Origin of the sequence: Micromonospora sp. WMMD1102, assembly GCF_029626265.1 — a bacterium.
Classification (GTDB): Bacteria; Actinomycetota; Actinomycetes; order Mycobacteriales; family Micromonosporaceae; genus Plantactinospora.
In genome coordinates this window covers 1,406,352-1,419,313 of the sequence record NZ_JARUBN010000001.1, presented here as the reverse complement: position 1 = coordinate 1,419,313, position 12,962 = coordinate 1,406,352, and the positions used below count along the sequence as shown (strand labels likewise).

The 12,962-nt window shown below is 70.7% G+C and carries 16 protein-coding genes; 2 read left to right on the top strand and 14 right to left on the bottom strand.

The features are described 5' to 3' along the window. The first annotated feature begins 306 nt into the window (after positions 1-306). Positions 307-1,518, top strand: a complete 1,212-nt coding sequence (locus O7626_RS06505; RefSeq protein ID WP_278060255.1) for a sulfite oxidase — start codon at positions 307-309, stop codon at positions 1,516-1,518. Here the strand turns inward: O7626_RS06505 and O7626_RS06500 are convergent, their stop codons facing one another. The 13 genes from O7626_RS06500 to O7626_RS06440 form a co-directional block, all read right to left on the bottom strand. Beyond that, on the bottom strand, positions 1,519-1,842 hold the full coding sequence (locus tag O7626_RS06500; protein WP_007075222.1) for a DUF2469 domain-containing protein: 324 nt from the start codon (positions 1,840-1,842) through the stop codon (positions 1,519-1,521). Then, positions 1,839-2,651: a ribonuclease HII gene (locus O7626_RS06495; protein WP_278060230.1), complete on the bottom strand. Its 813-nt coding sequence runs from the start codon at positions 2,649-2,651 to the stop codon at positions 1,839-1,841. The genes O7626_RS06500 and O7626_RS06495 overlap by 4 nt, the downstream gene beginning before the upstream one ends. Positions 2,652-2,654: 3 nt before the next feature. Beyond that, positions 2,655-3,113, bottom strand: coding sequence for an NUDIX domain-containing protein (locus O7626_RS06490; protein WP_278060228.1), 459 nt, complete (start codon positions 3,111-3,113; stop codon positions 2,655-2,657). Positions 3,114-3,202: 89 nt separating this feature from the next. After that, positions 3,203-3,850 (bottom strand): signal peptidase I, encoded by a 648-nt coding sequence (gene lepB, locus O7626_RS06485; RefSeq protein WP_278060226.1) that lies wholly within the window; start codon positions 3,848-3,850, stop codon positions 3,203-3,205. Then, positions 3,847-4,743: a signal peptidase I gene (lepB, locus tag O7626_RS06480; protein ID WP_278060224.1), complete on the bottom strand. Its 897-nt coding sequence runs from the start codon at positions 4,741-4,743 to the stop codon at positions 3,847-3,849. The genes lepB (O7626_RS06485) and lepB (O7626_RS06480) overlap by 4 nt, the downstream gene beginning before the upstream one ends. Before the next feature lie 275 nt (positions 4,744-5,018). Beyond that, on the bottom strand, positions 5,019-5,375 hold the full coding sequence (gene rplS, locus O7626_RS06475; RefSeq protein ID WP_278060222.1) for a 50S ribosomal protein L19: 357 nt from the start codon (positions 5,373-5,375) through the stop codon (positions 5,019-5,021). Positions 5,376-5,516: 141 nt separating this feature from the next. Further along, complete coding sequence (gene trmD, locus O7626_RS06470) at positions 5,517-6,293, bottom strand: tRNA (guanosine(37)-N1)-methyltransferase TrmD (protein WP_278060220.1); 777 nt, start codon at positions 6,291-6,293, stop codon at positions 5,517-5,519. Between the two features lie 66 nt (positions 6,294-6,359). Then, complete coding sequence (gene rimM / locus O7626_RS06465; protein ID WP_278060218.1) at positions 6,360-6,926, bottom strand: ribosome maturation factor RimM; 567 nt, start codon at positions 6,924-6,926, stop codon at positions 6,360-6,362. Between the two features lie 15 nt (positions 6,927-6,941). Then, positions 6,942-7,202, bottom strand: a complete 261-nt coding sequence (locus O7626_RS06460; RefSeq protein ID WP_199853371.1) for an RNA-binding protein — start codon at positions 7,200-7,202, stop codon at positions 6,942-6,944. Further along, positions 7,177-7,644, bottom strand: a complete 468-nt coding sequence (gene rpsP / locus O7626_RS06455) for a 30S ribosomal protein S16 (protein WP_278060214.1) — start codon at positions 7,642-7,644, stop codon at positions 7,177-7,179. The genes O7626_RS06460 and rpsP overlap by 26 nt, the downstream gene beginning before the upstream one ends. 267 nt (positions 7,645-7,911) lie before the next feature. Further along, on the bottom strand, positions 7,912-8,778 hold the full coding sequence (locus O7626_RS06450) for a carbohydrate ABC transporter permease (protein ID WP_278060213.1): 867 nt from the start codon (positions 8,776-8,778) through the stop codon (positions 7,912-7,914). Next, positions 8,775-9,779 (bottom strand): sugar ABC transporter permease, encoded by a 1,005-nt coding sequence (locus O7626_RS06445; protein ID WP_278060211.1) that lies wholly within the window; start codon positions 9,777-9,779, stop codon positions 8,775-8,777. Before O7626_RS06445 ends, O7626_RS06450 begins: the two co-directional genes overlap by 4 nt. Continuing rightward, the gene (locus O7626_RS06440; protein ID WP_278060208.1) at positions 9,776-11,083 is read right to left on the bottom strand and encodes an extracellular solute-binding protein; all 1,308 of its coding nucleotides are present in this window, start codon (positions 11,081-11,083) and stop codon (positions 9,776-9,778) included. The genes O7626_RS06445 and O7626_RS06440 overlap by 4 nt, the downstream gene beginning before the upstream one ends. A gap of 139 nt (positions 11,084-11,222) precedes the next feature. Here O7626_RS06440 and O7626_RS06435 point away from each other — a divergent pair, with 139 nt between their 5' ends. After that, positions 11,223-12,281: a LacI family DNA-binding transcriptional regulator gene (locus O7626_RS06435; protein ID WP_278060206.1), complete on the top strand. Its 1,059-nt coding sequence runs from the start codon at positions 11,223-11,225 to the stop codon at positions 12,279-12,281. Positions 12,282-12,306: 25 nt separating this feature from the next. On the opposite strand, the gene O7626_RS06430 is transcribed toward O7626_RS06435, so the two are convergent. Then, on the bottom strand, positions 12,307-12,951 hold the full coding sequence (locus tag O7626_RS06430; RefSeq protein ID WP_278060205.1) for a DUF402 domain-containing protein: 645 nt from the start codon (positions 12,949-12,951) through the stop codon (positions 12,307-12,309). Between the last annotated feature and the right edge of the window lie 11 nt (positions 12,952-12,962).

The window sequence follows — 12,962 nt, the reverse complement described above, 5'->3', positions numbered from 1 at the left end:
CCCGATGATCTGCTATGCGCCGACCGGCCTCCGGGTGCCTACCGAGCGACCGGCCTACCGATCGCACCAGCTTGCCGGACAACCGGCCTACCCGACGCACCAGCCTGCGGGGCAACCGGCCTACCCGAGGCCGACGCCGACGCACCAGGCTGCCGGGCAACCGGCCTGCCGAGCAACCGGCTACCCGACCCGGGCGGTCCGCCCCGGCCCTGTTCACACCGCTCCGGCTCCGCCCACCAGGCTCGCCTAGGCTGGACGGCCGGGAGGCGGGAACCCGCTCGCCGCCGGACCGACCGAGGAGCGGCTATGAGCACAGTGGACGACGTCAGCCGGCCTTCCCGGCTGGCCGATCCCGACGAGGGCATCAGCATCGAGGAGTTGGGGCTCGCCGCGCGCAACCACGCCCTGCCGCTGGAGGCGCTGCGCTACGACGTCACCCCGGTGGGCCTGCACTACCTGCTGATCCACTACGACATCCCGGAGCTGGACGCGGAGCGGCACCTGCTGACCGTCGACGGCCGGGTCGACCGCCCGCTGACCGTCGATCTCGCGGCTCTGCGTGCCCGGCCCCGGGTCACCCGGCGGGTCACCCTGGAGTGCGCCGGCAACGGCCGTGCCCTGTTGACCCCCCGGCCGGTCAGCCAGCCGTGGCTCTCCGAGGCGGTCGGCACCGCCGAGTGGACCGGCACGCCACTCGCTCCGCTGCTGCGCGAGGCGGGGCTGTCGACCGACGCCGTCGATGTGGTCTTCTCCGGCGCCGACCACGGGGTGGAGCGCGGCGTCGAGCAGGACTACCAGCGTGGCCTGCCGGTCGCGGAGGCGCTGCGCGAGGAGGTGCTGCTGGCGTACGAGATGAACGGTGCCCCGCTGCTCCCCCAGCACGGCGCGCCGCTGCGCCTGGTGGTGCCGGGCTGGTACGGCATGGCGCACGTCAAGTGGCTGACCCGGATCACGGTACTGGACCGGGAGTTCGACGGATATCAGAACGCGGTCGCCTACCGGCTGCGCACCTCCGTTGACGACCCCGGTGTTCCGGTCACCCGGATCGAGCCCCGTGCCCTGGTCCAGCCGCCCGGCTTCCCGGACTTCATGTCCCGGACCCGGGTGGTACGTCCCGGACCGTGCACCGTGCGGGGCCGGGCCTGGTCCGGCCACGCGCCGGTCACCTCGGTCGAGGTGACGACGGACGGAGGTCTGACCTGGGCCGCCGCCACCCTCGCCCCGGCCACCCCGGAGGGGCGGCACGGGCCGGGCGGGCAGAACGAGCAGGACGGGCGGGACGGGCAGAAGAGGCCGGACGACGACGGGCGCTGGGCGTGGCGCAGCTGGCGGTACGAGTGGCCGGCGACCCCGGGGCGGTACACGCTCGGTGCGCGGGCCAGCGACGCGTCCGGGCGTACCCAGCCGGTCGAGCAGCCGTGGAACCGGGGCGGGTTCGCGAACAACCTGGTGCAGCGGGTGGAGGTCGTGGTCACCGGGGAGCGCCAGGTCAGCGAGCCGCGCCGGCTGTCCCCTTGATCAACCACCGAATCCAGAGTCAGCGGGAAGGGAGATGTCCGGCTTTTCGAGTTCTTCGACGTTGACATCCTTGAAGGTCATTACTCGGACATTTTTCACGAAGCGCGCCGGCCTGTACATATCCCAGACCCAGGCGTCGTGCATCTCCACCTCGAAATACACCTCACCGTCGGAGTTGCGGACGTGCAGGTCGACCTGGTTCGCCAGGTAGAACCGCCGCTCGGTCTCCACGACGTAGGAGAACTGGCGCACGATGTCGCGGTACTCCCGATAGAGCTGCAGCTCCATCTCGGTCTCGTACTTCTCGAGATCTTCCGCGCTCATCCCACTCCGCCTTCCATGGCCACATCTTCCCCCACCAACGCCGACGGCCGAAGCCGCTCGCCCAACGCCACGCCGACGGTACTCCCTGCCCGGCCTCCGTGCGCCATCGACTCGATGCCGCCGAGGTGCGCCGGACGCCGAGAGCGCGGCGGCCGGCCGGCCCGGCCGGACACGGTGGCGACGTTGACGTACGAAAAGCGATGCTCCGGGCACGGACCGTGTCGTTCCAGGGCGGCGCTGTGCTCGGCGGTGATGTATCCCTTGTGCTCGGCGAAACCGTAACCGGGGTGCTGTTCCTCCAGCTTCACCATGATCCGGTCCCGGGTGACCTTGGCCAGCACGCTCGCCGCCGCCACACAGGCCGCGACCTGGTCACCCTTCCAGACGGCGAGGCCCGGCACCCCCAGCCCGTCCACCCCGAAGCCGTCGGTGAGCACGTAGTCCGGCACGACCGGCAGCGAGGCCAGCGCCCGGCGCATCGCCGCCAGGTTGCACACGTGCAGCCCTCTGGCGTCCACCTCGGCGGCCGGGATGACCACCACGGCGTACGCCAGGGCCCGGGCCACCACCTCGGCGTAGATCCGCTCCCGGGCGGCCGGGGTGAGCAGTTTCGAGTCGGTCAGCCCGTCGATCTCGCCGCGCCGGCCCTCCGGCAGCACCGCGGCGGCGGCCACCAGCGGCCCGGCGCAGGCTCCCCGGCCGGCCTCGTCGGCACCGGCGACGTGCGGGAAGCCGCGCCGCCGCAGGGCCCGCTCCATGGCGTAGATGCCGCCCTCGCGGCGGATCACCGTACGGGGTGGGGTCAGCACGGGCTACTCGCTCTCCAGCGCCCGGCGCAGCAGCTCGGGCAGGTCGGTCGGATAGAACCGTTCCGTCGTCCGGTCCAGCTCGTCGGCGGACCACCAGCGGTGGGTGTCGATCGTCTCCTGCTCGACCGCGTCGAACCCGGCCGTGTCGACGGCCCAGGCGGCGACCCGGACCAGGAAGAAGTGCTGTTCCTGCCGGTACCACAGGCCACCGAAACTGAACTCGGCGACCTCCTGCCGGATCGGCGCGCCGAACTCGGCGGGACGCAGCCGCAGCCCGGTCTCCTCGGCCAGCTCGCGGGCAGCACCGGCTGCCGGTGTCTCGTCCGGATCGAGGCCGCCGCCCGGGGTGAACCAGTAGCGGAATTCGGGGCGGGCCGGGTCCCAGCCGTGGAACAGCAGCACCCGGAGTCCGGCGTCGACCAGGAGCACCCGCGCGGCCTGGCGGGGGGTGAACACGGTCACCCGGTCAGCCTAGCCCCGCCGTTGCCGGACCCGCCGCCGACGGCGGCGGCGTGCCGCCCCCGGACCGCCGTCGATCGCACGGACCGCCGTCATCCCTGCGGGTCGGGGACCGCGCCGTAGGAATCGGGTACGGAGAGCCAGGTGGCCCGGCCGACCGGCCAGAAGACGGTGAAGGCCCGCCCCACCACCGACTCCTCCGGAATCGTCGCCAGCTGGATGTCCTTGCGGCTCTGCTGCCAGTGCTCCAGCGAGTCGCCGGAGGCGGAGCGGTGGTCGCCCATCACCCAGAGCCGGCCGGCCGGCACGGTGATGTCGAACTCCTCGTCGGCCGCCGGGTCCCGCACCCCGTTCTCGGTGAAGATGTACGGCTCGTCCAGCGACTGCCCGTTGATCGTCAGCCGGTCCTGCTCGTCGCAGCAGACCACCCGGTCCCCGCCGACCCCGATGACCCGCTTGATGAAGTCCTCACCCTTCGGGTTGCCGGTCCACTGGGTGGGCGCTTTGAATACGATGATCTCCCCCCGGTGTGGCGACCGGAAGTCGTAGACCAGCTTGTTGACGAGCACCCGGTCGTAGATGTCGAGGGTGTGCTCCATCGACGGCGACGGGATGTAGAAGGTCTGCAACACGAACGCCCGGACCAGGACAGCGACCAGGACGGCCACGCCCACCAGGATGGGCAGCTCCCGCCAGAAGGAGCTGCGGGGCTTGGACTTGTCGGTCTGCTCGTCAATCACGGGTGGAGCCTACGATGCCGGGTCCGACGGAAGCGCCGGGAACGCGCGGTGACGAGTAGCGAGCCCAAGATTGGCATTGCAATTGCTGTTTCTCCCGTGTCTGGGCCGTTCTGCGGGTTGTCGGCCGGGCTGTGCTGCGGGTTGTCGGCCGGGCTGTGCTGCGGGTCGTCGGCCGGGCTGGGCCGGCCGGTGTCGGCAGGCGATCCTCCGGGCGCGGGCGCCGCCGCCGGTCTGGGCAGTTCGTCGAAGGTGTCCGGCACCGGCAGCGAACTCCAGTTGGCGAATGGCCAGACGACCACGAAGGCCCGGCCGATGACGTTCTCGATCGGTACCGGTCCCTGGCAGCGGGCGTCCTGCGACACCAGCCGGTGATCGCCCATCACGAAGATCTGGTCCGGCGGGACCACCACCTCGTCGAACCGGCGCGACCGGCACTCCTGGCGGTTCGGCGGTACGTCCAGTGGGGAGTTCTCCAGCACGTACGGCTCGTCGATCGGGGTGCCGTTGACGGTGACCCGCCCCTGGTCGTCACAGCAGAGCACCCGGTCGCCGGGGAGTCCGACCACCCGCTTGATGAAGTCCTTCTCGCCCGGCCGGCTCACCCCGACCAGGTCGCCGACGGTGCGGCCCAGCTTGGCCACGAACCCCGGATCGGCCTCCTCGCGGACCTCGGGCGCCCAGGCGGCCGTGCCACGGAAGACCACGATCTCGCCGCGCACCGGGTCGCGCACGTCGTACACGATCTTGTTGACCAGGACCCGGTCGCCGATCAGCAGGGTGTCCTCCATGGATCCCGAGGGGATGTAGAACGCCTGGAGCAGGAAGGTCCGGATCAGCACCGCGAGGCAGAACGCCACGATCAGCAGTAGTGGCAGCTCCTGCCACAGTGGCATCTGCTTACGGGTGCGTCGGGATCGTCGCCGACGACGCCACGGTTCGACATCGTCCTCGTCGTCCACCCTACGCACCACGCAACTCCCCGGTCCCGAGATATCGCGCCGTCACCCGCTGGCCGGGCGACGGGCACCGCGAGCGGAAGCGCGGGGGTGACAGGCGACCCCGGCGGTTGCCGGGGTCGCGTCGTCTCGCGTCTGCCCGTCCGGCCAGCGTAGTCGGCGTTGGCCGGGACGGCACCCCGCGATCGGTGTCGGCGTGCCCGACGGGAAGGTCAGCCGACCCGCTTCTCGCGACGCTCCTTGATCTTGGCCTTCTTGCCGCGCAGCTCACGGAGGTAGTAGAGCTTGGCCCGGCGGACGTCACCACGGACGGTCACCTCGATGCGGTCGATCGCCGGACTGTTGACCGGGTACGTCCGCTCCACGCCGACACCGAAGCTGATCTTGCGGACGGTGAAGGTCTCCCGCAGGCCCGCGCCGTGCCGCCGGATGACGACGCCCTCGAAGACCTGCACCCGGGACCGGCTGCCCTCGACGACTCGGGCGTGCACCTTGACGGTGTCACCGGCCCGGAACTCCGGAATGTCGGTCCGCTGCGACTGGGCGTCGAGGGCGTCCAGGGTGTTCATCGCTGCATCCTTGAAGGCTCACGGCGCACCGGGCGTCGGCGCGCGGATGGGTGATTCTGATCTCCACGGCGGGGTCCGGAACGGCGACCCCGGCGGAGATCCTCGCAGCCGTCCGTGGCACGGGCGACTGCGGCAACCCCCCTACTTTGCCATATCACCGGCCGGAGGCTGAAATCCGGCCCCGGCCAGCGCGCTGACGTCCCGGTTGTCCAGCCGCTCGGCGGGCAGCGCGGCCAGCATGTCGGGCCGGCGCCGGGCCGTCCGGACCAGCGCCTGGTCGCGCCGCCACCGGGCGATCCGGCCGTGGTCGCCCGAGCGCAGGATCTCGGGTACGTCCTGACCGCGCCAGCTCGGCGGCTTGGTGTAGACCGGTGCCTCCAGCAGCCCGTGCGCGTGCGACTCCTCGACCAGCGAGTCGGCGTTGCCGAGCACTCCCGGCAGCAGGCGGGTCACCGCCTCCATGATCACCAGTACCGCGACCTCGCCACCGAAGAGCACGTAGTCGCCGAGCGAGACCTCGGTCACCGGCATCCGGGTGGCGGCGTGGTCGAGGACCCGCTGGTCGATCCCCTCGTACCGGCCGCAGGCGAAGACGAGGTGCGACTCGGCGGCCAACTCGTGCGCCATCGGCTGGTCGAACGGAACTCCGGCCGGGGTGGGCACCACCAGCCGGGTCCCGGGCTCCCGGCCGGGCGGCACCAGGGCGTCCAGCGCCTCCCCCCACGGCTCGGGCCGCATCACCATGCCCGGCCCGCCGCCGTACGGGCTGTCGTCGACCGTACGGTGCACGTCGTGGGTCCAGGTCCGCAGGTCGTGCACGGCGACGTCGAGTACGCCGGCCGACCGGGCCCGCCCGATCAGCGACAGCCCCAGCGGGGCGAGATAGTCGGGAAAGATCGACACCACGTCGACGCGCATGTAAGGAAGGGCCCCCTCTTATCGCATTCTGTATAGGAAGGGGCCCTTCCTAACAGACCTCGCCGCTCAGAGATCCAGCAGGCCCGGCGGGGCGTCCACCACCACCCGGCCGGCGGCCAGGTCCACCTCCGGGACGATCGCCCGGACGAACGGGATCAGCGCGGTACGCCCCTCCGGGCGGCGCAGCACCAGCAGGTCGGAGGCGGGCGCGTGGTCGATCCGGGCCACCTCGCCGAGGGACTCGCCGGCCGGGGTGACCACGGCGAGCCCGATCAACTGGTGGTCGTTGAACTCGTCGGGGTCGTCCGGCGGCGACAGCTCGGCGCTGTCGACCACGAGCAGGGTGCCGCGCAGCGCCTCGGCGACATCGCGGTCGTAGACGCCGTCGAAGGCGACGAGCAGCCTGCCCTGATGCCACCGGACCGCCTCGACGGTGAGCCGGTCGGGCACCCGGAACAGCTCTCCGGGCCCGCTGTCGAGCGGTGCCGGGGCTTGGCCGGCTGCCGCCGCCGGGTCGGTGCGCAACACCGTCCCGACGGCGAACCGCGCCTCGGGCTCGTCGGTCCGCACCTCAACGGTCACCTCACCGCGGATGCCGTGCGGACGGCCGATCCGGCCGACGGTCAGGAGCATCGAGGAGTCCGCGGGTCAGTACGAGTCGACGATGTCGACGCGTACCCCACGGCCGCCGATCGACCCGATCACCTGGCGCAGTGCCTTCGCGGTACGGCCGCTGCGGCCGATCACGGTGCCCAGGTCCTCGGGGTGCACCCGCACCTCCAGGCGCTTGCCGCGCCGGGAGTCGACCATCCGGACCCGTACGTCGTCCGGGTGGTCGACGATGCCCTTGACCAGGTGTTCGAGCGCTGGCCGGAGCGCCACGTCAGGCCTGCTCGCCGGAGTCCGCACCGGCCTGCTCCTCGGTCTTGGGTGCCTCGGCCTTGGGCTCCTCGGCCTTGGCGGGGGCCGCCTTGGCCGCCTTCTTCGCCGGCTTGGCCGACTCGGTCAGCCCGGCCGCGGCCTTCGCCTCGGCCTCGTAGGCCGCCGTGCGGTCGGCCTTCTCCGGCGCCACCAGCAGCGGCGGCGGGGCCGGCAGGCCCTTGAACTTCTGCCAGTCGCCGGTCTTCTCCAGCAGGCGCTGGACGGCCTCGCTCGGCTGGGCGCCGACCGAGAGCCAGTACTGCACCCGCTCCGACTTGACCTGGATCACCGAAGGGTCTTCCTTCGGCTGGTAGATCCCGACGAACTCGATCGCCCGGCCGTCACGCTTGGTGCGCGAGTCGGCGACGACAATACGGTACTGCGGGTTGCGGATCTTACCCATCCGCAGAAGCCGGATCTTTACGGCCACAGTGTGTTCGCTCCTGTTGCGATTCTCACCGGCCCGGACACGGGCGGTGCGCGGGTGAGAGCCGACCGGCACAGTGGGGTTTGAGCCGGGGACTGCTCGATGGACTGGCGACGCGCCCGGGTTAGAGGGCGCCGGACGCGCGCCGGATACCAGCGACCTATTGTGCCAGACCCGGCCCGGGAAGCTCACACCGGCCGGCGAACTCGCCGGCCGGTGTGAGCTGGTGGGTGATCGAGATCGGCCCGATCCTGACGGCGGACCGCCCCGTCACCCCTTGACCGCGCCCTGGAGACCACCGACGATCTGCTTCTCGGCGAACGTGAAGAACGCCAGCGCCGGCAGCATCGCCAGCGAGGTGAAGGCGAGAATTCCCGCCGTGTCCGCGGTGTACTGGCTCGAGAAGTTCTGCACGCCCAGGGGCAGCGTGTGCAGATTGACGTCGCTGAGCACGAGCAGGGGCAGCAGGAAGGCGTTCCAGCTCGCCACGAAGGCCAGGATCCCGACCGTGACGAGCGCGGGGCGGGACAGCGGCAGCACGATCATCCAGAGGAAGCCGAGCCGCCCGGTGCCGTCGATCGCGGCGGCGTCCTCCAGCTCGCGGGGGATCGCGGCCAGGAACGGTCGCAGGATCACGATCGTGAGCGGCAGGGCGAAGGCGATCTGCGGCAGGATCACCGCGTAGTAGGAATTGACCAGGCTCAAATCGCGCAGCATGAGGTAGAGCGGCAGGATCGCCGCGCCGGCCGGGAAGAGCAGACCGAGCGTGAAGAAGGTGTAGAGCGCCTCGCGCCCGCGGAAGGTGTACCGGGCCAGCACGTACGCCGCGCAGACGCCGAGCACCACCACCCCGAGCGTGGTGCCGAAGGCGATCACCGCGCTGTTGAACACCTGGCCCCAGAAGTCGCCGCGGGTCAGCACCCTGGCGTAGTTGTCGAACACCCACGGGTCGGGCAGGCCGGCCGGGTTCGCGACGATCTGCGGGGTGGTGCGGAAGCCGCCGACGATCACGTAGACGACCGGGGCGATCGACACGGCCGCCACCGCGAGCGCCAGCGCGTAGGTGAGCGGGTTACCCCACGACACCGGACGGCGCTGGGACGGTCGGGGCAGGGCTGCGTTCGCGGCCACGGTCATTTCACCCTTCTGGTGGTGATGGCACCCTGGATGTCACGGCGGAGCAGGAACCGCTGGAAGAGCAGCGCCGCGACGAAGGAGATGACGAAGAGGATCACGGCGACCGCGTTGCCGTAGCCCCACAGCCGGGCGAAGAAGCCGTTGTCGACCATGTAGGTCGCCATGGTGGCCGACGCGCCGAGCGACCGCACCGCGGGCACCGAGGTCACCCAGATCACGTCGAAGACCTGCAACGAACCGATCATCGACAGGAACATCCAGATCCGGATGGTGGGGCCGAGCAGTGGAAGCGTGATGTGCCGCTGCACCTGCCACCAGCTCGCCCCGTCGATCGCGGCGGCCTCGCTCAGCTCCGGCGGCACGTTCGACAGGCCGGCGAGCAGCAGGATGATGGCGAAGCCGACGTACTTCCAGGTGAGGACGAAGAGCAGCGTCCAGATGACGATGTCGAGGTCGGCGAGCCAGGCCTGCACGAAACTGCCCAGCCCGAGCGAGCGCAGCAGCGCGTCGACCGTCCCGCCGTCGGTGAGGATCAGCTTCCACATGATGCCGACGGTGACCTCGGCGAGCACGTAGGGCACGAAGACCAGCAGCCGGAACACGGTGCGGCCGCGGAAGCGGCGGTTGAGCAGCAGGGCGACGGCCAGCGCGATCGGACCCTGCACCAGCAGCGACCCGACCACGACGATGGCGTTGTTGCGCAACGCGTCGAGGAAGATCGGATCCTCGAAGGCCAGCACGTAGTTGTCGAAGCCGACGAAGTCGGTGGGCGCTCCGACCCCACGCCAGCGGAAGAGGCTGTAGTAGACCGCGAAGCCCATCGGCACCAGCACGAACATCACGTAGACGATGATCGCCGGCGTGGTCAGCCCGATGATCTCGTACCACTTGCGTCGGTTGTCGGCTCCGCGGGAGGACGCCCGCCGCCGGGCGGGCCGGGCGCCCGCCGGCGGCGCGGATGCGCCGCCGGCGGGGTTCAGGGTGGGGTTGGTGGCGGTCACTTGCGTGCGGCCGCCTTCATCGCGTCGACGACCTTCTCCGGCGTACCGTTGCCGGCGAAGATGGCGACGATCGCGTCGTTCATCGCGGTGCCGACGGTGCTGCCGAACGCCGTGTCCAGCCAGAGCTGGACGTAGGTCGCGTTCGCCGTCGCCTCCAGGATGGACTTCAGCGCGGGATCCTCGACGGCGGACGCCGCGTCCTTGGTGACCGGCAGGCCGGCGCCGGTGGCGGCGTAGCCCTTCTGCACGTCGGGGCTGAGGATGTACTTGAGGAACTCGACGCACTCGGCCGGCGCGTTCTTGGCGCAGGAGAACCCGTCGCCACCGCCGAGGGCGGCCTTCGGGTCACCGGCAGAGCCGGAGATCGCCGGCACCGGGAACCAGCCGAGGAACTTGGCCAGCGCCGCCTTGTCCTCGGCGACGGACTCCAGGGTGCCCTTGTTCCAGTCGCCCATCAGTTCCATCGCGGCCTTGCCGTTGGCCAGCAGCCCGTTCGCGCTGGTCGGGTCGTGTTGGCCCGGGGTGGCGATGAAGTTGGGCTGGAACGGGTTGGTGTCGATGAAGGCCTTCAGGTCCTGGCCGGCCTTGACGAAGCACGGGTCGTCGAAGGTGGTCTCGGTGGAGGCCTTCTTCAGGGTGTCGACCGAGCAGGCACGCAGGGCGAAGTTGTACCACCAGTGCGCCGCCGGCCACTTGTCACCGGCACCGAGGGCGATCGGCACCACGTTGATGGCCTTGAGCTTGGTGACCGCGTCGTTCAGCTCTTCGAAGGTGGTCGGCGGCGCGGTGATGCCCGCTCGCGCGAACATGTCCTTGTTGTACCAGATGCCCTCGATACCCATCCGGTACGGCAGACCGTACTGCTTGCCGTCCACCGCCCAGATCTCGGTGGCGCTGCCGATGTTCTCGACCTCGGTCTTGGTCTGCTCGGTGATGTCCTTCAGGTAGTCGGCCTCCACCTGCTCCCGGACCTCGCCGCCACCCCAGGACGCGAAGATGTCCGGCGGGTCGTTGCTCAGCAGGGCGGCCGGGATCCGGGTCCGCTGGAGCTGGTTGGTCTCGATCGCCTCGATCTGGATCGTGACGGTCGGGTGCAGCGCGGAGAAGTCCTTGGCGACCTTCTCCCAGTAACTCTTGCCGGGCCCGTCCTGTGACTGGTTGTGCCACCAGGTCAGGGTCACCGGGTTCTTGTAGAGCTCTTCCTCAGCGGGCGCTTCTTCGCCGCCGCCACTACATCCGGCAGCAAGGAGTGCGCTGGTCGTAAGCAGCGCCAGGACGGTGCCCGCGCGGCCTTTCATCGCCATCGAATGTCTCCTCGACTATCAGTCGCGGTACTCACCTGAACGGCGAGTTTTACAGCCACGTAACGCGGTGTCAACCGTTGTCGATAACGTTTTCGACTCCCCTGTCACAGGGCGCTTGCCGCCCTCTATCATCGTCGGCGTGGCGTTCCCGAGGCGTGTCAAGATGTCGGACGTGGCCCGTACGGCCGGCGTCTCCGTCGCGACGGTATCCAAGGTGGTCAATGGCCGGTATGGCGTGGCCCAGGCGACCGTGGAACGCGTGCAGCAGGTCATCCACCAGCTCGGGTACGAAGCCAGCCTCGGGGCGCAGAGCCTGCGCAGTCACCGCACCAACGTGCTGGGCATCCTGGTCGCCGAGTTCGAGCCGTTCTCGACCGAACTGCTCAAGGGCGCGTCGCGGGAGGTGGTCGGCACCGGCTACCAACTGCTGGCCTACTCCGGCGGCGACGGCGCCGGCACCGCCATCGGCTGGGAGCGGCGGTCGCTGGCCCGGCTCTCCGGAACGCTCATCGACGGAGCCGTGATCGTCACGCCAACCGTGGTCGAGACCAACCAGGGCTTCCACGTCGTGGCCGTCGACCCGCACACCGGCCCGTCCGGGCTGCCCACCGTCGACTCCGACAACTTCGCCGGCGCCGTACTCGCGACCAACTACCTGCTCTCGCTCGGGCACCGCCGGATCGGGCACATCAGCGGCCGCTCCGACCTCGAGTCGGCCCGGCTGCGCGAGGCCGGGTTCCGCAAGGCGATGGCCGACGCCGGCGTACCCGTGGACGAACGGCTGGTCCGGGTCGGCGGCTTCCGCACCGCCAGCGCCGCCGGCCCGGCCGCCGAGCTGCTGGCCCTGCCCGACCGGCCGACCGCGGTCTTCGCCGGAAACGACCTCTCGGCCATCTCCACCCTCGACGTCGCCCGGCACCTGGGCCTGCGGGTGCCCGACGACCTCTCCGTGATCGGCTTCGACAACGTACCGGAGTCGGCGCTCGTCAACCCGCCGCTGACCACGATCATGCAGCCGCTGCAACGGATGGGGGCCGAGGCGTTGCGCCTGCTCATCGACCTGGTCGGCGGCACCGAACGGGACACCCACATCCGGCTACCCACCGAACTGGTCATCCGGGCCTCCTGCCGCCCGTACGCCCCTCCCCGGCAGGCGGGGCCGGCACTGTCCGCCAACGTCGCGCCGGCCGGCAACTGAGCCGGGCCGGCGGCGGTCCGGGCGTTCAGCGCACGGGTGGGCGGTCCCAGCCGGGCGGCAGCTCCGGCGCGGTCCAGGCCGGGTCGGGGACGAAATCGCACCAGGTGCCGTCGAACGGAAACTCTGCCGCCTCGGCGATCTTGATGACCCGCTCGCCCTCGGCACGTACCGCCGCCGCGTCCGGCACCCAGTAGTGCTCCGGGAGCGCCAGCCGCTCGGCGAACTCGCCCTCGTCCTTCCACGCCCAGCTGTGGTCCGGCCGGACCACCACGTCGAGGTCCTGGTCGACCATGTCGACCCCGGCCAGGTCGCCGTCGTCCCAGCGGACGCCGTGCTCCTCCAGGTTGACGTACCAGCTGGCGAACCGGTCGGCCTCGTCCCGGAAGAACCAGACCGAATGGTCCGCACCGGCCGGCAGGAACTTCAGCACCGGCGGGCCGGCCCAGGTGGCGACCCGCATCCGGTACGTCGATGTGATCCACTCGGTGAACGGCATCGCCCGCATCCCCTGGCCGTCCGCGCTGACCTCGCTGGCCACCTGGGTGCCCCGGGCGACCCAGAGCAGCAGGCCACGGTCGTCGTCGCTGACCACCCGGGCCGGGCGGACCCAGCCGATCCGCCCCCGCCGGACGTTGCGGTGCACGACGACGCGGCCCGGCGAAAAGCGCATCCCGGTCTCGA

What these genes read in the sequence shown, in the direction of transcription:
- O7626_RS06505 (WP_278060255.1), top strand. Translation starts at nt 307, where the DNA reads ATGAGCACAGTGGACGACGTCAGCCGGCCTTCCCGGCTGGCCGATCCC.
- O7626_RS06500 (WP_007075222.1), bottom strand. Translation starts at nt 1,842, where the DNA reads ATGAGCGCGGAAGATCTCGAGAAGTACGAGACCGAGATGGAGCTGCAG.
- lepB (WP_278060224.1), bottom strand. Translation starts at nt 4,743, where the DNA reads ATGCCACTGTGGCAGGAGCTGCCACTACTGCTGATCGTGGCGTTCTGC.
- rplS (WP_278060222.1), bottom strand. Translation starts at nt 5,375, where the DNA reads ATGAACACCCTGGACGCCCTCGACGCCCAGTCGCAGCGGACCGACATT.
- trmD (WP_278060220.1), bottom strand. Translation starts at nt 6,293, where the DNA reads ATGCGCGTCGACGTGGTGTCGATCTTTCCCGACTATCTCGCCCCGCTG.
- rimM (WP_278060218.1), bottom strand. Translation starts at nt 6,926, where the DNA reads ATGCTCCTGACCGTCGGCCGGATCGGCCGTCCGCACGGCATCCGCGGT.
- O7626_RS06450 (WP_278060213.1), bottom strand. Translation starts at nt 8,778, where the DNA reads ATGACCGTGGCCGCGAACGCAGCCCTGCCCCGACCGTCCCAGCGCCGT.
- O7626_RS06440 (WP_278060208.1), bottom strand. Translation starts at nt 11,083, where the DNA reads ATGGCGATGAAAGGCCGCGCGGGCACCGTCCTGGCGCTGCTTACGACC.
- O7626_RS06430 (WP_278060205.1), bottom strand. Translation starts at nt 12,951, where the DNA reads ATGCGCTTTTCGCCGGGCCGCGTCGTCGTGCACCGCAACGTCCGGCGG.